Genomic DNA, 25,535 nt, shown 5'->3' on the forward strand with positions numbered 1-25,535 from the left:
TCTTCAATACATAATAGTATTAATATATAAGTCAAGGAGTTAGTTATGGATATGTTCAGTGATATAAAATCAGTTATGCAAGATCTTCAGCAACGTAAAGCAGCACTTGGAGAACATATTAAAGAATTTCAAGCGCTACAAGAAGAAATAAATCTTCTAGTTGAACGTTCTGATAGGGATCCTGAAGCATTAGCTAAGCTGATTAAGTTAAAGAATGCATTCCCTGGTGGATTTGAATTACAGCAAAATACTGTTATGAATAAAGTCAGTGAATTGGAACATCATTTCAAAAGTCTCGAAACACAATTTAATTTGTTAGGTAAAATAGAATCTGGCGAGGTTGATAATGATATTGACTCAACTTCTAAAGAAAAGGTAATTGACAAGGTTAAAAAAGTTAGAAGTTATATGTAAGTTCAATAAAAATCATGCTTAATTTAAATAATCAATGAGGTGTTATTATGGATATTTCAAATGTAGGTAATCAAGGCACTAGCATTATTAACTCTCAACAACCTGAAAGTGTCAAAAATCAAATTGCTTCACGCGGTGATTCAGTACTCTCAGGGGGAATTGCAGTCTTATATATGTTTATGAATCTGCTTTCTGAATTAGCCGATGCCAAATACAGTCAAATGCAGCAAAAAGCTGATGTTTCTCGTCAAGCGCAAGATATGGCAAATCAGGTTGATGAGGTCATTGCAAACGTCTCCAAAGATGGTGATAAAGCCGTAGGTAAACTTCCTGATGATGTCGTGAAATACATGCATGACAATGGTTTCACCATAGATGGTATGACCATCGATAAGTACCTGGCCAAGAATGACCCCGACGGTAAAGGGTTAGATAAAGGTAAGTTACAAGCGGTGAAAGCGGCGTTGGAATCTGTATCTAACCGTGCCTCTGACTTCGTTTCACAATCTCAGTTACAGCTGCAAAAAATTATGCAGACTTACAACGTTACCGTCAGTTTATTAAACAGTATGCAAACCATGCTAGCGGAGATGAACAAGTCGATTGCACAAAACATTCGTTAATTTAGTGCGATATCGTTTTTTGTTGGAGGTCATCATTGTGGAAATTACAAATGTAGCAACTCAAGGTACCAGTATTACCAACAGTCAAGCGTCGGATGAGGTGAAAGCTCAGATAGCGTCTCGCGGAGATTCAGTGCTCTCTGGAGGTATTGCAGTACTGTATATGTTTATGAATTTGTTGTCAGAACTGGCCGATGCTAAGTATGGCCAAATGCAGCAAAAGGCCGATGTGTCGCGCCAAGCTCAAGACATGGCGAATCGCGTCGATGAGGCGATAGCTCAAGTCGCGAAGCAAGGGGATAAAGCCACGGTAAATCTGCCTGCTGATGTCGTTAAGTATATGAGTGACAATGGCTTTGAAGTTGATGGCATGAGTATCTCTGCTTATCTCAGTCACAATGATCCCTCCGCTGTTTATTTGAAAAAGTTACTAGACAAAATTGCCGCAGCTGGACCAGAAGGAATGCAATCGGCGAGTTGGCAAGATGTGATCAGTTATATGGATGAACACGGCATAAAGGTCGATGGTCAGCGTTGTTGTGATTATATCTGGGGTCTTCCCGAAGTCGGACAGCAATCATGGCAAAGCATCAGTAAGGTACATATGCAACAGATTGCCAATGCCCTTGGCGCTGCTGGAGGACTAGATAAAGGCAAGTTGCAAGCGGTGAAATCGGCTTTGGAATCGGTCTCAAATCGTGCCTCTGACTTTGTCTCCCAGTCACAATTGCAACTGCAGAAAATTATGCAGACCTATAACGTGACCGTCAGTTTACTCAATAGCATGCAGACCATGTTGGCCGAGATGAATAAATCCATCGCCCAAAATGTCCGTTAGGGAGTCAGTTATGAAACAGGAAGAATTTGAAGTAATTGAACACTTTCTGCAACGGGGAGGCTCACTGCGTATGTTGGCTGACGTCGAGCAAAGTGACTTGAATGTGTTGTACCAATACGCGTTGCAGTTAATGGCTTGCCGTGATCAACAAGGGGCGAAGCGGATCTTTTACCTCTTAATGCGCATAGACCAATGGAATTACGACTACTGCTTTTCTCTAGGAATATGCTGCCAGCAGTTACACGAACATGAAGAGGCCATTTTCTGTTTGGGCCGGGCTGGAATGATCAAAGTCGATAATCCGTTACCCGCTTATCATGCTGGTTTGAGTTACTTGGCGTTAGGTAACCATGATTATGCCCAGAGAAGCTTTAACGCCAGTCTACGTTGGTGTGAAGGCCACCCCGAGAGCACAGGGATTGCCGCCAGTGCACAGCGCGGGCTAGCCACACTCGCTAAGGAGAATTCCCATGTCAATTAACAGTGTGACAGAAAGAGGCCCTGAGAATGTGTCGGCCAATTATGCTAGCGCCCAGGCGCATGCTGTTAGCAAAGCAAGTTTGCCCGACTGGTCCATGCCTGTGACGCTCACTCAAACTGAGCATAAAGATCAGCATCAAGGTCCAGTCACAATGAAAGATGCACAAAGGGCATTGCAGCGTATTTTAACGCCCTTTTTTACCCCAGATCCTAAGACGGGCACTGTTGGTGGATTGGGATCATTGAATTCATTAGAAAAAGCGTCCATGGATTCCATGGTCATGATGGCTGCGAATCTCAGTATTTCGACCTTCGCAGACACAGCAAGCTCGGCCATGAAAGCTAGCAAGATAATGACCGATACTCAAGAGTTCCTGCGCGATAAAAAGGTGAAGGAATATCAAGAGCAACTTGCAAAAGCCATCGAGCAAGCTGATAAGGCCCACAAGGGTGGAATTTTCGGAGCCATTTTCGACTGGATTGTCGGAGCGGTTGAGGCCATTTACGGTGTAATTAAGTTGGTCGAAGGCGCCTTACGCTGTGCGGTTGGTGATGTTGCGGGGGGCGCATTAGAAATTGCCGGAGGTGCTGCCTATCTCGCTGCAGGGGTTGCTGGCATGGTTAAAGCCGCGGCAGAAACCGCCATCTTATGTGGGGCAGATAAAGATAAATGCCAGAGCGTAATTGATGTGGCAGGCAAAGTGCAATTAGGTTGCGAAATAGTGGGCATGGCACTGGATATCTTCCAAGCAGGGCGGGCAATTTCAGCGACACGTTCAATTGCCAAAGGTACAGAAACGGCGATGAAGGAAGCGGCTCCTAAACTCGTTGATGGTATTACTAAAGGTTCTACCGAAGCGGTCACTAATGTCGCGAAAGAAGTTGGTAAGCAAGTTGCCGAACAAGTTACTGACCAAGTTATGGCCAACTTAGGCAAGGGTTTAAAAGAAGCCGCTGAACAGGGGGGACGTAAACTTGCCAGCGGTCTGATGGATGCCTTCAGTAAAGAGGCGATTGAGCAACTCGTGACTCGATCTGTCGAAGAAGTCGGCAAACAGGCTATTAAGAAAGGCGTCCAGGTCACTGCCGAGGAAATCACTAAGCAAGTGGTGAAAGAGGTTAGCCATGAAGTGATTAAAACGGCAATCAAGGCATGTACTTTTACGACCTTAGATGTGATCCGTGCGACCGCTGGTGCAGGAAAAGCGATTACCGATGGCAGCATAGCCGTTGAGAAAGCCAAACTGCAAAAGCAAATTGAAGAACTGATTTTAAAACAGAATTTCTTAGAGTTTTGCTACGAGTGGTACGACAAGGCTAAAGAACAGCAAATGAAAACTGTAAAAGATCTGATTGAAAAACAAGGCGACAGCTTAGACGGTGCCAGTAAGGCGATCAGTCAGAGTGGCGCACTACAAGCTCGTATCGCAGGTTCAACAGTATAAGTGAGGTTTACCATGACAGATATCAACATTATTTCGGGCCAAGGCCACACTCCAGCGCCCGTTAACACAGACAAGACTGATCAACTGAATGACAACTGTGCCAGTGACGGTATGGATGCTATCTCGCAAATTAATGATCTTATGCTGAAATTGGCCGAGATGTTTAAAAAATTACGCAACGTATTACAGGACTACAACGTTAAGCAGCAACAACTCGGTTGGGACGTACAAATTGCCTCTATGGACGATAAACGTTCCGCCATTGATAAGGCCTGCGAAGCGAGTATCTGGACTGGTGTATTAGAGATCGCCGGAGGCGTGATAGGTATGGCAGGGGTTGGGTTATCGGGCAAGTTTGGAGATGCTGCGACTCACATGAGTGGGGCGTTTAGTAAAGGGATTGAAGGCACTGGCAAAGTGGTCGGTGCCAATATAAGCAAAGAGGCTGAGCTAGAGCGCACTATCGGTGATTTTAAGGCGAGTAACGCCCAGAGCTATATCAAGGGTGTTAATGATCTGAATGATAAAGCAAAGCAAATTTCAGAGCAGATGCGCTCCTTGATCAAAGAGCTCGTCGAATTGCACGGCCGCATTAGCTCGGCAGTACATAACTAGCAGTGCTTCTATTCAACATCATTAAGTGTTAGGTCGAACTGGCCTAACACTAAGGAGATCAATATGGATAGTGTAAGTCAATATCTTGCCCGTCAAGGGGTGACAGTCAGTCCTGCTTATTTTGAAAACAGCCAGTTTGAATGGGGAAAATGTTGGGATAGTCCCCATTGGTCGATGGTGTATCGCGTCGACGAAAACACACTGACCATTTGTGACTTTTGCAGTAAAGGCAATACCTCGGGGGTCAGCAGTGCGGTTTTACAGTTAGTGGAACAATTACGTCATTTAAGGCGAAGTCTGCCGGATATTCAGCAGATCCGCGGCATGGTAATCCATGATGCAGGTAGGCCTGCACAACGTCTCGCCCGTCAGGCACTGAGAGAGGTATTGCTCAAACAAGGCGCCAAGGAAGTTAATCAGAATGGCGAGACTTGGTTGGTGTACTAGGGCAAACAAAAGCCGTTCATGGGCATGGTCAATTAAGAGGTAAAGATTATGACTGTCGAAGTCGCATTAGGTAGACAACATACCTATCACTTTAACGAGAGCCGCTTAGAGCGGGTTCTCACCGCCAACACTTTAGATGAAGCGGGGAAAATGGGCTTACTGGACAAAATTCTTGATTGGTTTCGTGGTGGCGTGAAACTCGAAGCGATACAAGCTTTATACCAGCAAGTAACCCAGCCTGGCGTGCTCACTCCTTCCCAAGTGGCACAAAGGTTTTGTGCATTACGTAATTTAGCGGTCGATCAACATCAAACCAAATTTAAATTAGCTCTAGGCGACAATGGTGAGCAATGGCGTATGTTGCTAAGTATTGGTGGCCGTACAATTTATCAAACGGATAACCGCGATATAGACACACATTTCTATCAAGTTGCCGCAGTGAAAACCACAATAACGGCCAGTGATGACTTACGAAAAATGGCCTCTTCACTCACGCTGGAAAAGTATATTGAAGGCAATATTCAATGTATGTCTGACAATCAAGTTGTACAACAAGCCTTGCGAAATAGCTTGACAGATCCTCGCTTTAGCAGTGAAAAGTTTACTGGGATTCTCCCTAATGATAGCGAAGCTGCGACCTTTGTCGCTCAATTTGGCGATCTTCAGTGGACCTTCTCTAATCGCGCTGAAACAAATGGTGAATTTCGCGGCGGTTTACTTAAAAATGCTTTATCTTCAAGTGATTATAAAAATATTGGCGACTTGGTGGCTAAAGGTTTTATGAGCTGTGAGGATAATTTTCTGCGTTATGCCGTCACACCATCTCGTTACGAATTACTTAATTACGTTACTGCTCATGGCATGGAGGATGAAGGGCTAATACGAGTGCTATATCAGGCCAAAGTCGGTAATACCAATTTAGGGGCTCTTTATGGTTTACCCGCCCCCAAAGATGCACCGCAACTAGACAATTTCGATGATTTTGTTTTATGCGATGAGGATATTAATCTTGGCGAATCCCAAGCGGATGTTTATGCCGATGAAGCTACATTCTACCAAGGTATAGGGCAGCACCAAACCACCACCACAGGTGATAACTGTTATAAATTACTTCAGTTGGATATCAATGAAGGCCTGCATTATCTCGCGACTAAAGCTAACCCGTATAAATTTCACGGAGGCATGCAGAACGCGTTCGACTACCTTGTTGGACGCAACTCAGGTGCGATTGCATTACGTAATTGTATAACATGCGCTAAGGCTATCGATGTCAATATGGGACTCATGTTGGCTCGACAAAATGATAGCGTCGTTCCGCTCAAGTTTTGGGAAGCGATAGACACGAGAGCAGGTGTTATCAGTCAAGTTACGGCTCAGAGCCAAACGATAGGGTTATCGCCTGAACAGTCTGTCTCATCATTACTATTTAGCGCCTTGCCTCAAGGAAAGCGGGCCATAGTCACTGTCCCTGTCAGTGGGGGGAAAGATTCCCATGCCATGAATTTTTTTCACTTCGATTCGGGTAAATGTTTTTTGGTCGATGGACAAAATGGTAAAAGCTATGATCTTCAGCACCCTGAGGATCGCACCGCGTTAGATAGCCAATATAATGCTCAGGGCCGAGACCTAGCACCTATCACACTCCATACCACAGGAGACTTGCCGAAATTTTAAGTAGATAAGGCATTCAATCGGATAGTTTACGATTTTCTCGTTATTCAGATACAGGATAGCAATCCGATTTAAGACACTTATTCGTGAACATTTACCTAGCCAAAAACGAATGAGCATCATCTTTTTTTCATACTAATGGATAGATTTTCGCATTGTCGAGTGGATCCCCGTAAATGCATTTAAATTGAACCGCTAAAGGCACCTCAAATGGTAAATAAAGAGATTGAATTAGATTTTGAAAAGCTTGAAGCAGCCTGCAAGTTAGCCTTAGTCGAACAACAGACCTTAGCTGAGCAAGCTGGCTTAACGAGTCAAGATCTCGAGCTAATTTACCTATCAGGTACGAGTAAATATCAGGCAGGCTTACCCGCAGAAGCGATTGTCGATTTTACCTATTTGGTCATGCATCAGCCTTGGGATAGACGTTTTCATCTTGGACTGGGGTCTTGCCTACATTGGCTAGGTGAATACCAGCATGCCTTGACCTTCTATGGTTATGCACTCGTGATGGATGCTTGCTCTCCCGACGCGAGTTTCCGCATTGCGCAGTGCTTTCTGAGCTTAGATGATGACGCCTCGGCAATCGAAGCGTTACAGATGGCCATCTCACAGAGCTACAGTAAGCCAGAGCACCATTTTGTGGGGGAGCAAGCACAGCAATTGCTTAGTGCTCTCAATAATCAATAGACAATAGGATTTGCAATCTTCATTTATATTATTGAAAGAGGTTTATTATGAATGAGTTAACACATGTTCCTTTATCATCCCCGACTTTAAGTAGTTTAGATTTAGTCAGTTCGGCCCGCGCCTTGTTAAAAACACAATTAGGCAGCTTTGATCCCAAACAAGTGCCCCTGAGCTCTGAAGTCGACGGTAAGGTCACTGATATTCAATCCAAGGCACAACTGACTCGGGATGAAGCTAAAGTGGCTGCCGATGAGGCTAAAAAAGTGGGGGTAGATCTGGCCAAGTCCGGCTTTTTTAGTAAGCTCGCTTCGGTGGCTTTTGCTGGTATTGCGCTTGGCGTGTCTATCGCTGCCACAATACTCACGGGGGGCGCAGGGGTTCCCTTATTGATAGCCTCTGGCGTTGCTTTTACCTTAGCGGTCGCCGATGCGGGTTGTGCTTTTGCTGACTGGCGCAGTAAAGCGGCTGGGGGAGAAGGACTCGCCATGGGCAGCGATTCCATTGCTAATGCGCTAAATATCTTGTTAAGCAAGATGGGGGTAAATGATGATAGAGCACAGTGGTGGGGCAAAGCCGTTTCCATTAGCTCAAGAGTTGCGCTAGCAGTAGGCACTTTATGGAGTGCGGTGGTATCTCCTCCCTCTCTTCCCGCGCATATTGCTGGCACAGTTAATATGGTGAATATGGCCCGTAGAAGCGCCGAACCTGTCGTAGAAGGGGTTATCGGTTTAGTGAACCATACCTCGACCAAGGTACTGGATAAGTTAAAAGGCACTTCTCAAAATAAATCATTCGAAGCAGAAGTGTCTAGCGTAAAAGCATACCAACTGCGCCAGTTACAAGCCTCTGCCCTTACACAGCAAGGCAATATGAAACTCAGTGAGGCGCAGTTAGCACTGAAAGAGAGCCAAGCCAATGAAAAAACGGCGCAATTTGATGCTGAAATCCGTATGAAACAGAGTGAGCGATTCAGAGGAACTAATCAAACATTACAGCAACAACTTGCAGAGAAAGAGGGATTGCTACTGCAGAGTCAAAATCAATTTGAGCAACTACAGTCACGCTTCGATAAATCCAACGTTCAACTATCAGGCGTGATGCAGCAGCTACAAATGCTACAGCAGCAATTGGCAGAATTACAGCCTGCGAGAGCTAGAAATAATAGCTTTAGCTAAATCAATAACAGTCCTTAAACAATATAGCGAGGAGACAATATGTCAAGCAGTAACGCCTTTAACGCTAGCATAGCGACTGGGTTAGGCCGTTTTTCTCCATCAGAGAACGCAAGGCAAGCAATTCGGTTATCGCCAGATCAAGCGATAACTCAAAGACAAGCGATTAAAGACCAACACATTACGCAATTATCTGATGCACTATGGCTTAGCAGAGACGGGGATACTGTGGTGGCAAAAGCATGTAAATCCGCGTTTAATGCCCTGGGAACGCAAGCTGATAAGCAAGATGCCGCTAAGCAGCACATCTTATGCTATGCAGCCCTAAAGTTAGACAAATTGATCCAGCATGGCAGTTATCTTGCGAGTCCTAAGGTGAACAAACAGGTACTGGCTGATATCGCTACTATGCTCGAAATCGATAGACACAGTGCAGGCAAGAGTGCCCTTGAGAGCGCTGCAAGGGTCCTAGTCGATAGAGTACATCTCGATCGAGTAGAACACGTAGATCCCGCAATAATGACCGCAGTTAGAGATAGATTAGTCTTAAAAACACTCCATTGTTTGACCGAGAAAATGAATCGGGTCGTCGATAAACATATTGAAAAAAAGGGGTTATACGGAAAGGAGGGCCATAGTTTCAGTTCTGCACAAATTGACCATAAAGTGTATGACCTCCTGCTAATTCATAAACAAGTTCAACGGGGTCAAGATCTTAATGCATTACGCAGTGGCTTAGTCTGAGTCATTACGGACCGTCAGCAAGGATGCTGGCTAGTGTATCAATCGTTTTCTTTTTCAGTCGTTCCTTCGATTCTTATCCCACGGGTTAGTTTCTCATAAGTCGTTGTTGACGCAGCTGCATTTAAGCTAATTCAGATCTCAGGTTAACACCTGATGTCAACCTATCCGCTCGCGTTTCACAATGAATCATAGTTTGCAGTAAGGGTTAATCCATATGAGTGCAATACAAATAATTTTGTTTCGACAGCCAGGGAAAATCCACTATCAGGGTGAAAACCTAGCGGTCGGCAGTAATCAGTTAGTTGTAACCACTGAGGAGGCAACAGCTTCTGCTTTGAGTCGTGACAATTGGATGAGCATCTTTTGTTATCCAGGTGAGCTACACGCATTATTTCACGAAATTGCCGATCTGATTGGCCCGAGTGCTGAGATGAATCGATTTCAACCTGAATCAACAAAAATACTCCCTGTATTTGATGAGTTAAGCAATGTCATTGAACAGTTGAAAGGTAATCATAATTTATTGATTAAGTTTATTTTTATGTACTGTCTTGGCATGGATAACCGTTACTTTTCCGGTTTAATGCGTTATTTCTTAGCCCATAACGACAAGATGCTGAGCTATCTTGAGGGCAATTTTATGCAACCTTGGCCAGTCACACGCTTTGCCGAAAATTTAGGCATTGAAGTACGCCGACTCAATTTCTTGTTTTATAAAAACTATGGTGTATCGGCAAAGCAATGGTTGTTAGAACGGCGCTTAAGTTATGCCCGTCAGCAACTGATAGTGACTGAGAAAAAAGTCGCCGATATTGCCTTAGATAGTGGTTTTAGTAATCACGCACATTTTACCGAATCGTTTAAGAAACGTTATTTATGCAGCCCAACCGTACTGCGTGCAACCTTTGTATAAGGAGGTCCCATGGACTTAAGTGCCATAGTTAATCAATTGTCTCAGCTATCGACGCGCTCAGCTCAAGAGGTACAGGCCAAGATGTCTGCAGGCGATTTGACCGATCCCGACAAGATGATCAAAGCCCAATTTGCCATGCAGCAATACTCTAACTTTGTCGGCTATGAGAGTGCCATGATAAAAGCGATTAAAGACATGATCCAAGGGATCATTTCTAAGATTTAACCCCCTTCGATTGCAAGGATAAATTATGTTAACCAGTGCCGATAAACAACTGTTAGTAGAGGCTGCCATTGCCGCCTCAAACCATGGTCTAACATCGCAAGCCTATGCTTTGCTAGCCATTTTTCCTCAACTGATTAGCGATGATGAAGACAGACATATTTGTGCCAGCCTTATTTACTTTGGTTTAAATGAAAATACTAAAGCATTAAGGGAATTAGCCTCTTGTCAGACTGAAGCAGCCCAAGGATTAAGGTTTTTATTTTCAGGTTCAGGCCCAACAGCTGGGCGGAGTGAAATTATTTCACAGATGTTACGTGGAGGTTCCAATGGAAATTCATAGCCTAAGTCAGCTTGCTAAAGTCACCCAGCAAGCCAGCAAAACTACAGAAGCAGACCCTAACTTAGCAAGCCAGTTTTCACAATTAATGCAATTAGGGGGATCGGATATAAGTCAGGCGGTGAATATAGCAACTCAGCCACAGGCTTCGGGTTCATTGCAAGGTGTGATACAGAGTGCTGAAAGTCACGGAGTCGGCCACTCACCCTCTCCAGAGGCCATGTTAGGCGGACAGCTTTTGATGGGTAAAGCCATAGTTGAGGTCGATCTGGCGGCAAAGACTGCGGGCGCCGTCTCCCAATCCATAAACAAATTGGTGAATATGCAATGAAACATTTTAAATGGTCAATATTGTTGCTCGTCTTCGCATTGACTGGATGCAAAGTCGATCTCTATCGAGATCTTCCACAAGATGAAGCGAATCAAATGGTCGCCCTGTTGATGCTTAATCACATAGATGCCAGTGCTGAAGCGGATCAAAAATCAGGTAATGTGTCCTTAAAAATAGATAAAGATCAATTTATCAATGCCGTTGAATTACTGAGACAAAATGGCTTTCCTAAACCTCATTATGCCAATATCGAGGATTTGTTCCCTTCGGGTCAGTTAGTGACTTCACCCGCCCAAGAGGAAGCGAAAATGGGTTATCTAAAAGAGCAACAACTTGAGCGTACCTTGTCGAGTATGGATGGGGTGATTAGCGCTAGGGTGTCTATTGCTGAACCTGCACCCGACTCAGGGCGTCAGATTGCACAGACTAAGTCGGCCTCCGTATACATTAAATATTCACCTCAGGCTAACTTAACAAATACGGAAAATCAGATTAAGAGCTTAGTGCAGAATGCCGTTCCAGGACTGAGTTACGACAATATCAGTGTCTTTTTGCAAGCTGCGAGTTATCGCTATCAAGCAATTACCCAGCCCACTAGCAGTAGTTCATCTCAATTTTTAGCCCAGGTCGAAGCGTACAAGTTACCATTAGTGATCAGCTTATCTGGAATAATGCTACTCAGCATAGGCGGTATGTGGTGGATGAGACGTAAGTAACCATAACAATTGTTGTTTCTGGAGGAACTATGGAGGACTTGACCCCTAATCTACCACTAATACGGGTCGAAGCTACTGGCCAAAACAAGTTAAATCGAGTTGTATCACCAGCATTATTGGCCTTCAATCGTCTCGTTTGGCAACCTGTTGCGACTATGCATCCGAGCTGGTGGCAAGAATTACAATTAACTCTTTGGCAGGCACAGTATCAAGCGGGTACCCGATTAGCGCAGCGAATCGAAGCAGTTGTGGTTTCCCGTTATGGTTTGGCAGGTCAAGATTTACCAAAGGAATTTAATGAGCTCGAGGCTAACCTGTTAGCCTGCCGGCATAAACTCAGTGCCATAGTGACGGCGTTGGGGCTCTTTCTCCTCAACCGCCCTGATTATGTGTCATTACGTGAATATCGTGATGCCTTGCATCAAGAGTTAAGCCAAGCACAAATTCAACAAATTTGGAATTTGTGGCCCCAGAGGCCCCAACTTACAACATATGTCTATCGAGACGAAGTGACTGCGACAGAGTTAGTTGGCGTAGCCCAGACCTGCGCTATTAACCTGATAGGACAATTATGGGGAAACAAACCGTTCTGGCGGGCATTAGCCTTGACCTTACCTGTGCAAGCAACATTGCCATGTAAAGCGGACTCCCTAGCACCTATTTCCTTAGATATTCCTCGCTGGTTAATGAGATTGGAGCGACTACTATGAACCCATTTTTAATTGAGGTACGCCCTTGCGAGCTCCGTCGTGAAGGCCATCATTTGATCAGCGCCACAGCGTTACATCGGGCGAGTGAGTTAGCGGATATGGAACACTTAGTTCGTACGCGAATTGCCAAAGCACTCAAAAAAGCCCGCCGTCAACGCGATGCCGCGCAAACTCGTAGTGAGCAGATACTAGAGCAAGCACAACAGGATGCCCAAGCGCTTAGCGCACAGTGGCAACAGCAAGCTAAAGCTGTGGCCATCGATGAGGCCATTAGCTGGCATTATAACGAAGCCCAGTTAATTCAATCGCTTACCGATAAATTACATGCCAATATTGCCGAGCAAATTAAAAAAGTGCTGACGACTTGGATGCAAGAACATGAGTTGTCTGCATTTCTAATCAAACGGTTATCCGATCAAGTCTGTGAACGAGTAGGGCAAGGTGCCTTAACACTGCTGGTTTCAAATGATGATTTTGCCGCGCTAGCCAAGGCATTCGATGGCCGTATGACACTGCAAGTATCAGCGGAGTTAGTCTCTGGACAGGCCGAATTAAGTTCTTCGACTATGACAGCTAAAATTGATCTTAATGAACACTTACAGCAATTACTGGCGGCGTTTGTCCCCGAACCATTAAAGGGCGTTGGCTAAGGAGCTTATTATGGTGCGTATCGATGGTGCCAACGCAGTGGATTTTCATAACACAGCGAGTGTTAACGAAACCCATGGACAAGTGTTTCCGGCAAACAATGTAACAGACATGGCGGCCGCAGAATTAGCGGAAGTGCGTTCTGAAGCATTGGAAGAGACCATGGAAGGATTAAGTCTCGGATTAAGCAGCCATTTGAAAAAGTTAACCTCAGGTAAAGAGCCAACTGATCCCCGATTTACAGCACTCGAGCAGTTACTGCAACAACTGGGAGACACGCAAGCAAGCACAGTCAATAAACTGGCCGAACAGTTTGCGAGCTTAGGCGATGGTGATGAGATCCTCTTGCAACTTAAACAATTGGGTTTAGACAGCGGTAACATGATGCTATTAATGATGGCGCTAGTCATGTCAGGAAAATTAGGTCAATCCGCCCATAATAAGCTACGCAAATTACTGACAGAATTACTCTCGCAAGAAGGAGCTGAAATAGCATTATTTGCCGCCCTTGAAGGCGTTGCACTCGATCATGCTGGTCTGCAAGCCTTGCAACAACTTTATCAACAAGCGGTTCGAGGCGATGCCGGCCTAGCCAAATGGTTTGAATTACTTCAGCATCTTCCTGACCGCCGTAAGCGGATCCGTGTGTTGCTTAGAGCACTATCTGAACCTCTGAGCGATCAGCACAGCGGGAGAAACATGGTCAAAATAGCAGCAGCGGTAGATGACTTACGTCGATTGCTTATTTTTCTTACGATAGAGGAACATTGCTATATGCTCGCCCGTGCGAGTCAGCTTGATGGTGAACAAGTGTTAAAAGTCACGTTACAACTGACAGAACAAGCTTGGGTGTATCCCCAATGGATAGATGAACAAATACGACTATTACCTTTAATGCCCGCAAGACGATTGGGATTTCTGCGGCGCTGGCGGGAACTACTGAGTATTATTCCTCTGGCATGTTTTCGCGATCCAGAACAGAAAGAACATATTGAAGAGGCCATGTTGGGCTTACTCGATGACTGGTGTGATCAGGGATAATGAGCATCTGCTAATGTTAGCGTAACGCAGAACTCAGGCAACTGTGATGATATTACAGGAAAGATCTACATTCAGACCATGTGCAATACCTATACTGTCCATTCGCTGACGCATGGTTGCTTGATTGACCTGCGAGATTTTTTTTGCCGCATAAGACTCGAGACTGACCCGTAATACAACAGGTATTTAAGTTAGAACTCGATTAGTCTCAGGTGTACACCTGATATTCATTCCTCCTGACTCAGGACAAACTTTCATCAAGGTCACACTTTCACCAATTGAGGGGACGCTAGATGAATGTACATGACCAATTATTAGCTCAGCTCGGCCAAGCACTCGGCTTACCATTAGTGTTTGATGCTAATGGACAATGTCTGCTAATGCTAGATCAAAAATTAATGATCTCTATACGTTACGGCGATGCGCAATGGACCTTTTATTGCATGCTCGCTCAGAAGCCGCAGCTGACTGAAAACCACTATTGGCAAACTTGTTTGCAATTGAATCTCAAACTTGCCGAACAAGGTAAGGGCTGCATCTGCTATGAGCCTCAGTCCGATGCTTTGTTATATTTAACATTTATTCCTATGCCAGCTAGTTCCCCCCTGCTCAGCGAATTTCTCGGTGACTTAGTCGACACGTATCAAGCTCTGCAGAGCCATGTTGAAACCGAAATGACTGGGACAACCTCATCAATAAATACCATAAATCTTAGTGCGGGGGGGCAATAATATGGCCTTAGATATCAGTGCATTTAGTCATGCGGCTAAGCTTGACGGCCGTCTTTCCTTAGTCGATACCCCCGAGGGTATACCGACGATTATAGTTGCCAAAGAAGGCTTTAAAGAAAAATTACTTAGCATGCTGAGCCATATTCCTTTACTCAAAAATACCCAAGCGGTCCAAGATTATGTCAATGGCTTGTCACTCGATAATAAGCAAGTGTTGGGCGTGTTCTTGCAGGCATTGGCGGTAAGATTTGGTCATGATATTGCACTGGATATGGTAGATGCTGTCGATTTGTCCGGTCATACTCCATTAACTCTGCGCACGATCGAGCAACTCACCGAACGGTGTGAAGCATTTATGCCGCTCCCTCCTTTAAACATATGCGAGACTAATGAAGATACGCTCAAAGTTCTTGCTTTACCTTCCCAGAGCGGGATTGAGTCCAAATCGTCGGAGAAGCAAACGCTCAGCCCATCAGTGCTTAAACCTTCAGCAGAACCTATATCCGTCGATAAAGACATCAGGGGAACGGCTTTCCATATTTTAAGCCAGCAGCTTATTACGCCACAGGATATTTTACACACACAGAATCAATGCCTTAAGCAGTTGTTAACTACACCAGTACCTCAAAAATTAACTATGCCGACCACTCAAACTTGGCTGGCGTCTTGGGTGTATTCAGAACCTGAACCCATTAAAACCTTACAACAAGCTATTAAAAATTATAATCAAGTACTTAGCGACACTCAGCTAGCGACATGTATACAGAACTTAAATCAGAGTCGAGATCCCTTGATTAGCAGCGATGAACTGACTGCAATGCGTGATCATGTCAAATTTGGGCTAGTGCAAATTAAGCAGGCTTTAACCCTAGTCGCTGAATTGAAAGCTAATTTGTCGGTGGAGCAGAGCAGTGTTCTGTCGCCGCTACTGGCCGAAGTCAATCTGGGATTATCGCAATATGATGTGTTAACTACGGCAATGCAGACATTTGAGCAAGCCTTATTAGCATCGACCCCGATGCGCCTAGCCTTATCTGAGTTTCATGCCCAGCTTCCCTATTCACTACAAAACAAACTGACAGCGGATACTTTAGTGAGTAGTTATCAACTGTTTTCCCCTTTAATGCAAAATGAACTCAGTCAGACAGAGAGAGTTGAATATATAGCGGCAAGCTTAGTTTCTATGCTCAATGAGGAGAACATCAGCGAAGTCTCAGGGCAAAAAAAAATAATGCCAGAGATCAAAAGCTTAGTATTACTTATTAACCAGTTTGTGCTAAACCCCATACAAGAACCTCTAGCCATGAGTTCGTCATTTAAGACTCCATTTGAAGCGCAACAGGCTGAAGCCGAGCAACATCTAATCCAGCTAGAACAAGCACAAACCTTACTGGCCGACTGCCTTACTCGGGCCAGTAATCTTAGCGAACAAGCGCTAATCGCTGTCGGCAAGCAAGTGAAAATCGAAGATCATTTAGCTGCAGTGAAACAGGCTGGAACCCAACTCAGTACTATATTGTATAAGGCTATCAACCCTTCTGGGGAAGAGGTCCATTTCGAAGATCTCACCGCAACATTACTGTATCTTGGCGGACAAGAATATGTCGAGAAAGGCAGTCGTTTACAGTTCGATGAGCCTGTTAACTTTGATGATCTCGATCTTGAGCAGACACTAAGAAATGAGCTCGATAGCTATACTTTACCTCCTCAAGTGGCAAGTTTAGCGCAGCAAGTTCTACAAACTCAGCATCATCTTAATTGGTTCGAGGGAGTGAGCTCCATCAGCTTTAGCCCAAATAATTCGCAAGATATTTCGTTGTTTGATGATGTTAACAACCTGCAACTAGTCTCACAGATTGAGCAAGATCAAGCTCGTTATCACAGTTTTCTGACCGAACGTCTTGCCTTGTGTAATGATTATCACCGAGCCGTGACCGAGTTGCTGTCGGCTGTTCCCTCTGAGACGGTGCGCAATCAGCTAACCCAAGAGCTAGTGCAAATTAGTGCGGATCAAGATGCGACCCGAACTTTAGTTGAGCGACTCAATCGACTGCAGAGTGCACAAGATGTGCTAGTGATAGCGGGAAATAATGTCGCTAAATTGTCGGCGTTAACCCAGCAACTCGCGCAAGTTAGGAGGGAAACAAATGCTGAACGTGCCGAGGTCAATTTAAGTTATTTTCTTAGCCATCTTCCTGAATTACAAACTAATAATGAAAAAGTGCGCGCCTTAACTCAAGAGCAGCATCTTTTATCGGCTAAACTGGAAAAATTGACCGCACATTTACAGCAGTTATATGGTGAAGGGCTAGTACTCACTTTAGCCGAACCTGAGGCAAGTTCCCCTGAACTGCGAGCTTTTCACACTGTGACTCACCAGTTAGCCGAAGTTAATCGCTCTATTGAAGATCTCGATGATGCCTACCAACATGGTTTGTTACAGCTGAAAAAGGCCACAATTGCAGCAAAAAATAATGGCGGCTATCCAGATCAGGGGGGGATGGCGAGTGGGCATGCATGGCAAAGTTGGTTAGTGCAAAAGTTTGCCGGCAATTGGTCTTCCCAATATCGTCCAAGTTTAGAAGAACTTATTTTATCTAGACAGCTGGCCAAAAATAACATGAGCAGTGTCGCGGAGGCTTATCTCGCTTTAGCATCAAGTGTTAAAGACTCGAAAGCTAGCGTAGCAAATGTGTCAGCTTTAACCTCGCCTCAAAACATGATGGCTGCACTGGGCGACCTGCATAATTGGTCGATGGCACATCCGATCGAGGCACGTGAGCTCGCAGGCAATTTAACGCAAGCCTACAATATTATTTTGGCCAACCCAGGGACCTTTGGAATGGAACTGGTTAACACTGTCACCACAGTGTGGCAAACCGGGACGGTACAAAACCAAGTGCACGATATTCTGCAAGGCAAGAGAGAAGAGCTGCCGGATAAAACGAATTTCGCTATGACACCGCAAATGATTGCGTTATTACACATGGCACAGTTAGCGCCGTATATTGCGGGTGGGGCGAAAGGGGCTGCTAATACAGGCATAGGTGGGCCTTTAGTAAGCGGTGTATTTGGGATGATGTTTCCTGGCGCAGGGATTGCTACACCTGTCGTCGGCTTAGTTGGCGGCGTCCTGCAAACTTGGTCAGAACGTCAGCTTGCCAATAACATGCGTGCGTATCGTAGCAGTGAAGTTATGGTGAATGCTTTAATTAAAGGCATGCAGGCAGAAGGCGGGCTTAGTGCTCGTGGTGAGGCCATCGCTGGCTATATGCTACAGCGGCAGGCCCTGCAAGATGTTGGTACAGTCTCCCGTGATTGTTTTGAAGTCGGTAAAGTCGGTGCAGTTAAGCGTGCACTCACAGATATCGTTAATTGGTGGAAACATGCTTCAACGGGAGCCAAAGTCTTTGCTGTGGTGACGACACTTGTGGTTGCCTCTGTGGTATCGGCGGGAGCGATCGCGGCGGCATTGTTTACCTTAGGGACTGGTGGCGTCGGAATAGTGGCAGCTGTGGGGCTTGGATTGGGAGGATTAATGGCAGGCGCCTATTTTTCTAAGGCTGTGGTGTCGACATTGCAAGGGGCTAATTTTTTAGGCATGGCCGATACTGCCCGCGCGGCCGAGGCTGAAATGACAGAAAAACGAATCGAGCAAGCGTTCGCGCAATTGGCTCATACTCCCGTATCTCAAACTTCAATAATTAAGACAATTGCTCACAGCGTATCAGGAACCCCAGAAATCCCCAAATCGATGGCGGATGTATTGGGGCTTGAACAACACCAAGCCGCGCTAAAAGCACATTTACTGCCGCAATTAGTCGGCCTCGATAGTGATGCGCAGCAGGCGATCTTTATTCAAAGCATGCAACAATATGCTAATGATAAAAGTCACGAAATAGAAATTAATCAAGCAATAGACAGGGAGAAAGCAGTCGAGCGGGCTATGAAATGGGTTGCTGAACTTGACATAGTACCAGCACAATTACAGCAATGTATGGAAGAAATCGATGCGGCCTTATTGATGGAGAACTCTTCTCGATAATCCATAGTGGTTGAATCGCTGTTGACTTAGTACTTGCGGGTATTCAGGTGTTCACCTGATACCCGCTTTTTATTGTCTGGGAGATGATAAGACCGAGAGTTAATGCTGGAGAAGCGATATGGATTTACTACTAATGCGCAACCTCGAACAATTTTTTCGGTTAGTGAATCGCTGGCCTGTGAAGCTTGAGGAACGCATTGAATGCCATTGGCCTCCACACGGAGTGTTACTCGAGTGCCATCAAGGACGATTATTGATGACGACTTGGTTGCTTAACACTCCCGCACGTGATCTCAAACCTTATTTATCACGTTGGCATCCAGAAGCTTTTGCGGGCAGAGTTCAGCGATTGTTCATCGTCAAAAACCGTTTAATGATCAGTTGCCTCTGTCCATCGACACACCAGGGTCATGATTGGTACCACTTGTACCAACTGCAACAAAAATTCCTAAATCGTATGCTCATAGGAGGTCAATGATGAACCTCATCAGTCGTTGGTTAAGTAAAGCCGCAGGGCGTCACGATATCATCTTAAGTGCCATGTTAATGGTAGCTGTATTTATGATGATCTTGCCTCTACCGACACCTTTGATCGACGTATTAATTGCCTTAAACCTTGGCTTGTCCATAGTGTTATTGATGATCGCCATATACATCCGTGACCCTTTAGAGTTCTCAGTATTTCCATCCCTACTATTGATCACAACCTTATATCGTCTGGCACTTACTATCAGTACCAGTCGTTTAATTTTGCTGCAGCATGATGCTGGAGATATTGTATACACCTTCGGTAACTTCGTGGTCGGCGGCAACTTAGCGGTCGGAATTATTATCTTTGCCATCATCACCATAGTGCAGTTTATCGTTATCACTAAGGGGTCTGAGCGGGTGGCGGAAGTGAGTGCACGTTTTTCCCTCGATGGTATGCCTGGTAAGCAAATGAGTATCGATGGCGACATGCGTGCTGGCATCATTGACGCTAAAGAGGCAAAGCGTCAACGTGCACAAGTTCAAAAAGAAAGTCAGCTTTATGGCGCGATGGACGGCGCGATGAAGTTTGTAAAAGGCGATGCCATAGCCAGTATTATTGTCATTTTAACTAATATCATTGGTGGTATCGCTGTCGGTGTCATGCAGCACAATATGTCGGCTGCTGAAGCATTAAATACCTATGCAGTCTTGTCTGTCGGGGATGGTTTGATAGCCCAAATACCTTCGTTACTGATTTCAGTCACTGCAGGCTTAATTGTGACCCGAGTTCCTGGAGAGCAGAGACAGAATTTAGCCAACGAATTAGTGATGCAAGTAGGGCGTCAACCTGCATCATTGCAAATGGCCGGGATAGTCATGTTCATCTTTGCTTTAATCCCTGGCTTCCCAATTTTAGTCTTCGGCACTCTCGGGTCGGTCGTTTTAGGGGCTTCATTGTGGTTGAAGCGTCAGCAAAAACGAGCAAGTGCTCAAGGAGAGGAGAGCCATTTCACTGAAGCAGGCAAAAGTGACACGGCCAATGTCGACAATATGGCACCAGGGGCTGTACCACTGATTTTATATCTTGGAGCCGATGTGCCTATCCATGGGGTTAAAGAGGCACTGCAAAAACTACGTTGGCAATGGTTTGAACAATTGGGCGTGCCATTACCGGAAATCCAATTACAAATAGCGAAGAAAGGAAGCCTAGGTTGTTGTGATGTGCTCTTGTACCAAGAATCTGTATTGCAATTGCAGCTAGTACCACAGGAAGCCCTTTTGATTGACTCCATCGCAACGATTCCATGCCGTGTCGAGTCCATCCCTTTTAGTAATCAAAGATTGCATTGGATCAAAGGTAATGCGCTTGAACAGGCGGAAGCCCAAGGTTTAGCTGTTTGTCGTGATGAGCAAATTCCCGCTTATGTGATGGGTAAAGTGATCGACCGCTATGCAGGGGAGTTTATTGGTGTACAAGAAACCCGGTATTTAATGGATGCTATGGAGGCTCGCTACGGTGAGCTCGTCAAGGAACTTCAACGCCTCTTGTCAGTAGGAAAGGTCGCCGAGATCCTACAACGCTTAGTTGAAGAGGGGATTTCGGTGCGCGATTTACGAACTATTTTTGAAACCTTAGTCGAATGGGTGCCAAAGGAGAAAGACATCATCATGTTAACTGAGTATGTACGGATTGCGCTTCGCCGTCATATTCGCCGCAAGTTTGCTACCCCACAAGGTTGGATCGCTGTGCTCATGGTTGGAGAAGGAATTGAAAATGTGATCCGTGAATCGATACGACAATCGACTGCTGGCTCTTATTCGGCCTTGGACATGGCACAAACTCAGCAAATATTAACCTGCATTCAAGAACAGCTGCCACCGGAACAAACCTGTGTACTGTTGACTTCGCTCGATGTGCGCCGTTACCTGCGAAAAATCGTAGAACGCGAGTTATTTAGCACACCCGTTTTGTCGTTTCAGGAATTAGGCGACGATGCAGAAATAAAAGTCATAGGCCAAGTGGACTTAGTGGGTGAGGTACTCGATGCCGCACTGGCGAGCTAATGGAGGCGATAGATGAAATTACCCAGTAAAGAAACACTTTATGCACAACTCGAACCTAGTTTATTCGCCACTCAGAGTTTGTTGCCTGTTCCATCGGTTCGCTATTTCGGCAAAGTTCAAGAAGTGGGGGCCACACTCGTGCGTGCAACTTTGCCCGGTGCACATCAAGGAGAGCTTTGTCTCATTGGTAATCGCCTCAGCGCCGAAGTCGTTGCGGTAAAAGGCGATGAAGCCCTGTTATCGCCCTTCGACGTTACGGCTGGACTATGCAGTGGAGAATTAGTTGAAACCTTAGGCCATGGGCATCAAGTCCCCTTAGGTCAAGGCTTGCTTGGTCGAGTGGTCGATGGCCTTGGTGCTCCTATGGATGGCTATGGACTGACTGCAACGTCATTAAGGCCTAACCAAGGTTCTGCACCTAATCCATTATCACGACAACTTATTGATACTGTCATGCCCATGGGGATCCGCGCTATTGACAGCGCCCTCGCCTGTGGCATCGGCCAAAGGATTGGTATTTTTGCCGCTGCAGGAGGGGGAAAGAGTACCTTACTTGGCATGATCGCCGCGCACTGCCAAGCGGATGTGATTGTACTGACCTTAGTCGGCGAGCGTGGCCGTGAAGTCCGTGAGTTTATCGAATATAACCTCACGCCAGAGGCAAGAGCGCGCACTGTGATGGTGGTTGCTACATCGGATCGTCCTCCGCTTGAGCGAATGAAAGCCACACTAACGGCAACGACCATTGCTGAGTACTTTCGCGATCAAGGTAAAAATGTGCTGTTGATGGTGGATTCACTGACCCGATTTGCCCGCAGTGCGAGGGAAATTGCGTTGGCGGCTGGCGAGAGCCCAGTGTCGAGCGGTTATCCTCCAAGTGTCTTTGTCAATTTATCGGCCTTAGTCGAACGAGCTGGCCCTGCAGCCAAAGGTAGTATCACTGGCATATATACCGTACTGGTTGAAGGGGATGATATGAATGAGCCTATCGCCGATGAAGTTCGTTCCTTACTTGATGGACACATAGTGCTATCACGTCGACTCGCGGGAGCGGGCCATTACCCTGCAATTGATATCAATGCCAGTGTCAGCAGGGTAATGGATCAGATTGTTAGCCCTGAGCAGCGGTGTCATGCCGCCAAGATGCGCCAGTTACTGGCATTGTATCAAGAGGTTCAATTACTCATCCGAGTGGGTGAATACGTGCAAGGTGAAGATCAAGAAACCGATGAAGCAGTGGCTCGCCATCAGGATATTCAGCAGTTTTTGTGTCAATCAGTCAATGAATTCAGTCCCTATGAAGAGACACTACAAAAATTGAAATTATTGCTTTTAAGCCATTAATGGGAGGAACTCAATAATGAACCCATCCCAACTTACAGCGAAAGACGAGCAATTATTACAGCGATTACTCGCAATTCGTAGTGACAAAGAAGCTAAATTGCGCCGAGAGCTAGCCTTACATAGGCAAAAACTCAGGGAGCTACTTGACAGGCAAATCCTCATCAATCTCGAGCGGCAAGCGCAAACTAATCGGCTGCGTCTGCAGCAGATGCCAGAACAAATATTAACTCCAACTGAGCTAATCACTTTTAAATTGACCTTAATGAAAGAATACCAAAAAGAAAGGACATTAGCCGAAACTGCTGAGATGTTGGTAATAGAAAAAGAGCAGTTGGAGTCCATTATGGTGCATATGCAGCAGGCGATTCTTCAGTTAGTTAAATCCCAACAAAAACTGCAGGAGGTTGTCGATGAATAATCCTATGGCGATAGTGCGAACATCGAAAATATCTTTCCCCAGTGTCGAAGCCAGACAAGAGTCGGATCCAGAAATGCGTCGCTTGTTTAACCGTTATTTCTGCGGTCAACAGGAAGATGACAACACTCTATCTACCAAAGATCGGCTTACCGCTAAGGCACTACTCAGCCGCGATGGTGGTGTGTACCGACAAGGAGCGGCCGAAGTAATCCGGCAAGGTGAGCAACTATGCTATCGCTTGCTCAATGGCCCTATGATGGGATTAGTGATCCAAGCCTGTTACCAACCTCGAGGAATTCAATTGCAGTTGTTTCCTAAGACAGCGCGTCAATCGGAACTGCTCGCAAGACTCTTACCTCAACTCAGCGAGCAACTACAAGGGCGACGCTTTGCTATTCATTTAGATCTTATGCCAACCAACACAGCAGTGACGAGGTAGATGAATGAACATCAATAAACTGATCAATGCTAGCCAAGTCATAGGCCGTGGCCTAGCACAGCAAGCTTGCCAAATCGAACTGACGCGTATCGGGGGCGATGGAGTATTCTGGCAAAGACGCAATGCTCCATCAGGATCGGGTCTGTGGTGTTCTAAACAGGATTGGCAACTGTGGGTAACCGCAGTGACTGGCGTAACTTCCTCGGCTGAGATTGCTTGTGATTTATTGCCCTGTGTTAGTGCGGCAGCATTTGATGTAGCGGGTGAATGGTTGGTCGATTGCCTTGAAGAAGTCCCTAAGCCATTTGGATTGGTGCCAGATATTTATCCCGTGCTAACGCTTCAAACTACGCAATTGGAACAAGGCGACGTGGAGAGTGCCACTCAATTGGCTTGTGTCTTAGTTGATTGGCCGCAAGAGGACTGGCAGAGCCAAGTTGAGTCATGGTCAGCATTCTCTGGTAAAACGGTGGATGTTAGTTTGAGTTTAGTGGCCGGTTTTGTGCCCCAAATAACCCCTACACCTGACTTACCCGAAATAGGCGGGGGTTTATGGCTCGATGGTGATGTGCAAATCGAGCAGGGGGAAGCGCTGTTATGGGCGGATGGACCGTTGGCTAAGATCAAGTTCATCACCCCTATTGATGGTCCTCAAGCACAACTCGAAATTGTGTCTTTATTGCCTAAGATGGACGCTATTCAGCCCCCTTTGATCGCCGATATTGGTCGAGTGAGTCTGCCTCTGGCTAAGCTCGGCGCTATGATGACGGGTGACAAGTTAACGCTAGAGGTTACGCTGAATAATCAAGTGCGTTTAGGACGGTTCAGTCATCAGTACGGTCAAGAGCTGTACCAAACTCTGGCAAGTATTAATCTCCTGCGTGGAGAGTCGGGATTACTCGCACAAATCGAGGCTCTAGTATAAGGGGAATGGTGTTGCTTTTACGGATATGTCAGCGGTTTTTAGTTAGCTAAGGTCTTCACCTGATACAGGTCAATCACAAAGCGCGCCATGATGGAACCCTAGCCACAAAGGAGGTTTCCATGACCTTACTCGATCATCCAATCCAATTGATCATTATGTTGTTTTGCTTGTCACTGCTGCCGCTGTTCGCCGTGATGGGCACTTCATTCTTGAAATTGGCAATTGTGTTCTCTATGTTACGTAACGCCTTAGGGATCCAGCAGATCCCACCCAATATGGCAATTTACGGCCTCGCATTAATTCTTACTCTGTTCACCATGGCACCCGTGGGGATGGCAATCAATGACAATCTAAAAGCCACCCCTATAGTGTTCGATGCACCCAATGTATTTGAGCAAATCAACACTGAAGCCATAGCACCCTACCGCGCATTTCTCGAAAAAAATACCAGCAATACTCAGATTGAATTTTTCGCCAATATTGGCCATAAGGTCTGGCCCGAAAAATACCAGCAAGTGCTGACCAAAGACTCACTGTTAGTGATGGTTCCTGCCTTTACTATGAGTCAGCTCATAGAGGCATTTAAGATAGGTTTACTCATTTATCTTCCCTTTGTCGCAATTGACCTTATCGTCTCCAATATTTTACTGGCAATGGGCATGATGATGGTGTCACCCATGACGATAGCCCTACCGTTTAAATTGTTGATTTTTATCTTGATGGGTGGATGGGAAAAACTGATCAGTCAACTAATGATGTCATTCTCATGAGTGAAACTATCATAGTACATTTCACCTCTGAACTACTGTGGATGGTGTTACTGCTGTCGCTACCTGTTGTTATCGTGGCCTCAGTTGTCGGAGTTTTGGTTAGTCTTATTCAAGCCCTGACCCAAATCCAAGATCAAACATTGCAGTTTCTGATCAAACTCATCGCCGTGTGCGTGACACTTGTGGTCTGTTATCACTGGATGGGTAGTTCACTGTTGAATTACGCCAGCATGGCTTTCGATCAAATTAGCCAAATGGGGGGGTAGTG

General features: G+C 45.6%; 29 protein-coding genes. All 29 read left to right on the plus strand.

The window, feature by feature from the left end:
- The first annotated feature begins 45 nt into the window (after nt 1-45).
- Entirely contained in the window at nt 46-414 is a 369-nt protein-coding gene (locus HGO26_RS17290) for a hypothetical protein (protein ID WP_168826759.1), read from the plus strand.
- 47 nt (nt 415-461) lie between these two features.
- A complete protein-coding gene (gene sseB, locus HGO26_RS17295; protein WP_006081435.1) occupies nt 462-1,037 on the plus strand; it encodes a type III secretion system translocon protein SseB in 576 nt (191 codons plus the stop codon).
- A gap of 37 nt (nt 1,038-1,074) precedes the next feature.
- Nucleotides 1,075-1,875, plus strand: a complete 801-nt coding sequence (locus HGO26_RS17300) for a secretion protein EspA (protein ID WP_168826761.1) — start codon at nt 1,075-1,077, stop codon at nt 1,873-1,875.
- Between the two features lie 10 nt (nt 1,876-1,885).
- On the plus strand, nt 1,886-2,356 hold the full coding sequence (locus HGO26_RS17305; RefSeq protein ID WP_028759293.1) for a SycD/LcrH family type III secretion system chaperone: 471 nt from the start codon (nt 1,886-1,888) through the stop codon (nt 2,354-2,356).
- Nucleotides 2,346-3,800, plus strand: coding sequence for a type III secretion system translocon protein (locus HGO26_RS17310; protein ID WP_168826763.1), 1,455 nt, complete (start codon nt 2,346-2,348; stop codon nt 3,798-3,800). The genes HGO26_RS17305 and HGO26_RS17310 overlap by 11 nt, the downstream gene beginning before the upstream one ends.
- A 12-nt stretch (nt 3,801-3,812) precedes the next feature.
- Nucleotides 3,813-4,415 (plus strand): type III secretion system translocon protein SseD, encoded by a 603-nt coding sequence (gene sseD, locus HGO26_RS17315; protein ID WP_028759295.1) that lies wholly within the window; start codon nt 3,813-3,815, stop codon nt 4,413-4,415.
- 63 nt (nt 4,416-4,478) lie between these two features.
- The gene (sseE, locus tag HGO26_RS17320) at nt 4,479-4,862 is read left to right on the plus strand and encodes a type III secretion system effector protein SseE (RefSeq protein ID WP_131525048.1); all 384 of its coding nucleotides are present in this window, start codon (nt 4,479-4,481) and stop codon (nt 4,860-4,862) included.
- Between the two features lie 48 nt (nt 4,863-4,910).
- A complete protein-coding gene (locus tag HGO26_RS17325; RefSeq protein ID WP_168826765.1) occupies nt 4,911-6,536 on the plus strand; it encodes a hypothetical protein in 1,626 nt (541 codons plus the stop codon).
- A 207-nt stretch (nt 6,537-6,743) separates the two neighbouring features.
- Nucleotides 6,744-7,223, plus strand: a complete 480-nt coding sequence (locus HGO26_RS17330; RefSeq protein ID WP_168826767.1) for a SycD/LcrH family type III secretion system chaperone — start codon at nt 6,744-6,746, stop codon at nt 7,221-7,223.
- Nucleotides 7,224-7,270: 47 nt separating this feature from the next.
- Nucleotides 7,271-8,398: a hypothetical protein gene (locus tag HGO26_RS17335; protein WP_168826769.1), complete on the plus strand. Its 1,128-nt coding sequence runs from the start codon at nt 7,271-7,273 to the stop codon at nt 8,396-8,398.
- Nucleotides 8,399-8,437: 39 nt separating this feature from the next.
- Nucleotides 8,438-9,139 (plus strand): hypothetical protein, encoded by a 702-nt coding sequence (locus HGO26_RS17340; RefSeq protein ID WP_168826771.1) that lies wholly within the window; start codon nt 8,438-8,440, stop codon nt 9,137-9,139.
- Nucleotides 9,140-9,353: 214 nt separating this feature from the next.
- The gene (locus tag HGO26_RS17345; protein ID WP_012197144.1) at nt 9,354-10,052 is read left to right on the plus strand and encodes a helix-turn-helix domain-containing protein; all 699 of its coding nucleotides are present in this window, start codon (nt 9,354-9,356) and stop codon (nt 10,050-10,052) included.
- Nucleotides 10,053-10,061: 9 nt separating this feature from the next.
- On the plus strand, nt 10,062-10,277 hold the full coding sequence (gene sctF / locus HGO26_RS17350) for a type III secretion system needle filament subunit SctF (RefSeq protein ID WP_012197145.1): 216 nt from the start codon (nt 10,062-10,064) through the stop codon (nt 10,275-10,277).
- Nucleotides 10,278-10,302: 25 nt separating this feature from the next.
- On the plus strand, nt 10,303-10,617 hold the full coding sequence (locus HGO26_RS17355) for an EscG/YscG/SsaH family type III secretion system needle protein co-chaperone (protein WP_012197146.1): 315 nt from the start codon (nt 10,303-10,305) through the stop codon (nt 10,615-10,617).
- The gene (gene sctI, locus HGO26_RS17360; protein WP_131525054.1) at nt 10,604-10,945 is read left to right on the plus strand and encodes a type III secretion system inner rod subunit SctI; all 342 of its coding nucleotides are present in this window, start codon (nt 10,604-10,606) and stop codon (nt 10,943-10,945) included. Before HGO26_RS17355 ends, sctI begins: the two co-directional genes overlap by 14 nt.
- Entirely contained in the window at nt 10,942-11,661 is a 720-nt protein-coding gene (gene sctJ / locus HGO26_RS17365; RefSeq protein WP_131525055.1) for a type III secretion system inner membrane ring lipoprotein SctJ, read from the plus strand. The genes sctI and sctJ overlap by 4 nt, the downstream gene beginning before the upstream one ends.
- 29 nt (nt 11,662-11,690) lie before the next feature.
- Nucleotides 11,691-12,371: a type III secretion system domain-containing protein gene (locus HGO26_RS17370; protein WP_168826773.1), complete on the plus strand. Its 681-nt coding sequence runs from the start codon at nt 11,691-11,693 to the stop codon at nt 12,369-12,371.
- A complete protein-coding gene (locus tag HGO26_RS17375; RefSeq protein ID WP_168826775.1) occupies nt 12,368-13,021 on the plus strand; it encodes a type III secretion protein in 654 nt (217 codons plus the stop codon). Before HGO26_RS17370 ends, HGO26_RS17375 begins: the two co-directional genes overlap by 4 nt.
- A gap of 10 nt (nt 13,022-13,031) precedes the next feature.
- Entirely contained in the window at nt 13,032-14,060 is a 1,029-nt protein-coding gene (locus HGO26_RS17380; protein ID WP_168826777.1) for a TyeA family type III secretion system gatekeeper subunit, read from the plus strand.
- A 293-nt stretch (nt 14,061-14,353) separates the two neighbouring features.
- Nucleotides 14,354-14,791: a chaperone SicP gene (gene sicP, locus HGO26_RS17385; protein WP_028761715.1), complete on the plus strand. Its 438-nt coding sequence runs from the start codon at nt 14,354-14,356 to the stop codon at nt 14,789-14,791.
- Nucleotide 14,792: 1 nt separating this feature from the next.
- On the plus strand, nt 14,793-18,836 hold the full coding sequence (locus tag HGO26_RS17390; protein ID WP_168826779.1) for a type III secretion system effector BopA family protein: 4,044 nt from the start codon (nt 14,793-14,795) through the stop codon (nt 18,834-18,836).
- A gap of 118 nt (nt 18,837-18,954) precedes the next feature.
- Nucleotides 18,955-19,314: a type III secretion apparatus gene (locus tag HGO26_RS17395; protein ID WP_012197154.1), complete on the plus strand. Its 360-nt coding sequence runs from the start codon at nt 18,955-18,957 to the stop codon at nt 19,312-19,314.
- Nucleotides 19,314-21,371 (plus strand): EscV/YscV/HrcV family type III secretion system export apparatus protein, encoded by a 2,058-nt coding sequence (locus HGO26_RS17400; protein WP_028761717.1) that lies wholly within the window; start codon nt 19,314-19,316, stop codon nt 21,369-21,371. Before HGO26_RS17395 ends, HGO26_RS17400 begins: the two co-directional genes overlap by 1 nt.
- 12 nt (nt 21,372-21,383) lie before the next feature.
- A complete protein-coding gene (locus HGO26_RS17405; RefSeq protein ID WP_028761718.1) occupies nt 21,384-22,715 on the plus strand; it encodes an EscN/YscN/HrcN family type III secretion system ATPase in 1,332 nt (443 codons plus the stop codon).
- Nucleotides 22,716-22,731: 16 nt separating this feature from the next.
- Nucleotides 22,732-23,133 carry a hypothetical protein gene (locus tag HGO26_RS17410; RefSeq protein WP_168826780.1) on the plus strand — a complete coding sequence of 134 codons (402 nt, stop codon included), beginning with the start codon at nt 22,732-22,734 and terminating at the stop codon, nt 23,131-23,133.
- Nucleotides 23,126-23,572 (plus strand): hypothetical protein, encoded by a 447-nt coding sequence (locus tag HGO26_RS17415; RefSeq protein ID WP_168826782.1) that lies wholly within the window; start codon nt 23,126-23,128, stop codon nt 23,570-23,572. The genes HGO26_RS17410 and HGO26_RS17415 overlap by 8 nt, the downstream gene beginning before the upstream one ends.
- A gap of 4 nt (nt 23,573-23,576) precedes the next feature.
- Nucleotides 23,577-24,497, plus strand: coding sequence for a hypothetical protein (locus HGO26_RS17420; RefSeq protein WP_168826784.1), 921 nt, complete (start codon nt 23,577-23,579; stop codon nt 24,495-24,497).
- Between the two features lie 119 nt (nt 24,498-24,616).
- Complete coding sequence (gene sctR, locus HGO26_RS17425; protein ID WP_012197160.1) at nt 24,617-25,267, plus strand: type III secretion system export apparatus subunit SctR; 651 nt, start codon at nt 24,617-24,619, stop codon at nt 25,265-25,267.
- On the plus strand, nt 25,264-25,533 hold the full coding sequence (gene sctS / locus HGO26_RS17430) for a type III secretion system export apparatus subunit SctS (RefSeq protein ID WP_012197161.1): 270 nt from the start codon (nt 25,264-25,266) through the stop codon (nt 25,531-25,533). The genes sctR and sctS overlap by 4 nt, the downstream gene beginning before the upstream one ends.
- The last annotated feature ends 2 nt before the right edge of the window (nt 25,534-25,535 follow it).

It is taken from the genome of Shewanella oncorhynchi (assembly GCF_012584455.1).
Lineage (GTDB): Bacteria > Pseudomonadota > Gammaproteobacteria > Enterobacterales > Shewanellaceae > Shewanella > Shewanella oncorhynchi.

Bases quoted from the DNA above. Each gene is read 5' to 3' on its own strand.
- HGO26_RS17290 (WP_168826759.1), top strand. From the start codon at position 46: ATGGATATGTTCAGTGATATAAAATCAGTTATGCAAGATCTTCAGCAA.
- sseB (WP_006081435.1), top strand. From the start codon at position 462: ATGGATATTTCAAATGTAGGTAATCAAGGCACTAGCATTATTAACTCT.
- HGO26_RS17305 (WP_028759293.1), top strand. From the start codon at position 1,886: ATGAAACAGGAAGAATTTGAAGTAATTGAACACTTTCTGCAACGGGGA.
- HGO26_RS17310 (WP_168826763.1), top strand. From the start codon at position 2,346: ATGTCAATTAACAGTGTGACAGAAAGAGGCCCTGAGAATGTGTCGGCC.
- sseD (WP_028759295.1), top strand. From the start codon at position 3,813: ATGACAGATATCAACATTATTTCGGGCCAAGGCCACACTCCAGCGCCC.
- sseE (WP_131525048.1), top strand. From the start codon at position 4,479: ATGGATAGTGTAAGTCAATATCTTGCCCGTCAAGGGGTGACAGTCAGT.
- HGO26_RS17325 (WP_168826765.1), top strand. From the start codon at position 4,911: ATGACTGTCGAAGTCGCATTAGGTAGACAACATACCTATCACTTTAAC.
- HGO26_RS17330 (WP_168826767.1), top strand. From the start codon at position 6,744: ATGGTAAATAAAGAGATTGAATTAGATTTTGAAAAGCTTGAAGCAGCC.
- HGO26_RS17335 (WP_168826769.1), top strand. From the start codon at position 7,271: ATGAATGAGTTAACACATGTTCCTTTATCATCCCCGACTTTAAGTAGT.
- HGO26_RS17340 (WP_168826771.1), top strand. From the start codon at position 8,438: ATGTCAAGCAGTAACGCCTTTAACGCTAGCATAGCGACTGGGTTAGGC.
- HGO26_RS17345 (WP_012197144.1), top strand. From the start codon at position 9,354: ATGAGTGCAATACAAATAATTTTGTTTCGACAGCCAGGGAAAATCCAC.
- sctF (WP_012197145.1), top strand. From the start codon at position 10,062: ATGGACTTAAGTGCCATAGTTAATCAATTGTCTCAGCTATCGACGCGC.
- HGO26_RS17355 (WP_012197146.1), top strand. From the start codon at position 10,303: ATGTTAACCAGTGCCGATAAACAACTGTTAGTAGAGGCTGCCATTGCC.
- sctI (WP_131525054.1), top strand. From the start codon at position 10,604: ATGGAAATTCATAGCCTAAGTCAGCTTGCTAAAGTCACCCAGCAAGCC.
- sctJ (WP_131525055.1), top strand. From the start codon at position 10,942: ATGAAACATTTTAAATGGTCAATATTGTTGCTCGTCTTCGCATTGACT.
- HGO26_RS17370 (WP_168826773.1), top strand. From the start codon at position 11,691: ATGGAGGACTTGACCCCTAATCTACCACTAATACGGGTCGAAGCTACT.
- HGO26_RS17375 (WP_168826775.1), top strand. From the start codon at position 12,368: ATGAACCCATTTTTAATTGAGGTACGCCCTTGCGAGCTCCGTCGTGAA.
- HGO26_RS17380 (WP_168826777.1), top strand. From the start codon at position 13,032: ATGGTGCGTATCGATGGTGCCAACGCAGTGGATTTTCATAACACAGCG.
- sicP (WP_028761715.1), top strand. From the start codon at position 14,354: ATGAATGTACATGACCAATTATTAGCTCAGCTCGGCCAAGCACTCGGC.
- HGO26_RS17390 (WP_168826779.1), top strand. From the start codon at position 14,793: ATGGCCTTAGATATCAGTGCATTTAGTCATGCGGCTAAGCTTGACGGC.
- HGO26_RS17395 (WP_012197154.1), top strand. From the start codon at position 18,955: ATGGATTTACTACTAATGCGCAACCTCGAACAATTTTTTCGGTTAGTG.
- HGO26_RS17400 (WP_028761717.1), top strand. From the start codon at position 19,314: ATGAACCTCATCAGTCGTTGGTTAAGTAAAGCCGCAGGGCGTCACGAT.
- HGO26_RS17405 (WP_028761718.1), top strand. From the start codon at position 21,384: ATGAAATTACCCAGTAAAGAAACACTTTATGCACAACTCGAACCTAGT.
- HGO26_RS17410 (WP_168826780.1), top strand. From the start codon at position 22,732: ATGAACCCATCCCAACTTACAGCGAAAGACGAGCAATTATTACAGCGA.
- HGO26_RS17415 (WP_168826782.1), top strand. From the start codon at position 23,126: ATGAATAATCCTATGGCGATAGTGCGAACATCGAAAATATCTTTCCCC.
- HGO26_RS17420 (WP_168826784.1), top strand. From the start codon at position 23,577: ATGAACATCAATAAACTGATCAATGCTAGCCAAGTCATAGGCCGTGGC.
- sctR (WP_012197160.1), top strand. From the start codon at position 24,617: ATGACCTTACTCGATCATCCAATCCAATTGATCATTATGTTGTTTTGC.
- sctS (WP_012197161.1), top strand. From the start codon at position 25,264: ATGAGTGAAACTATCATAGTACATTTCACCTCTGAACTACTGTGGATG.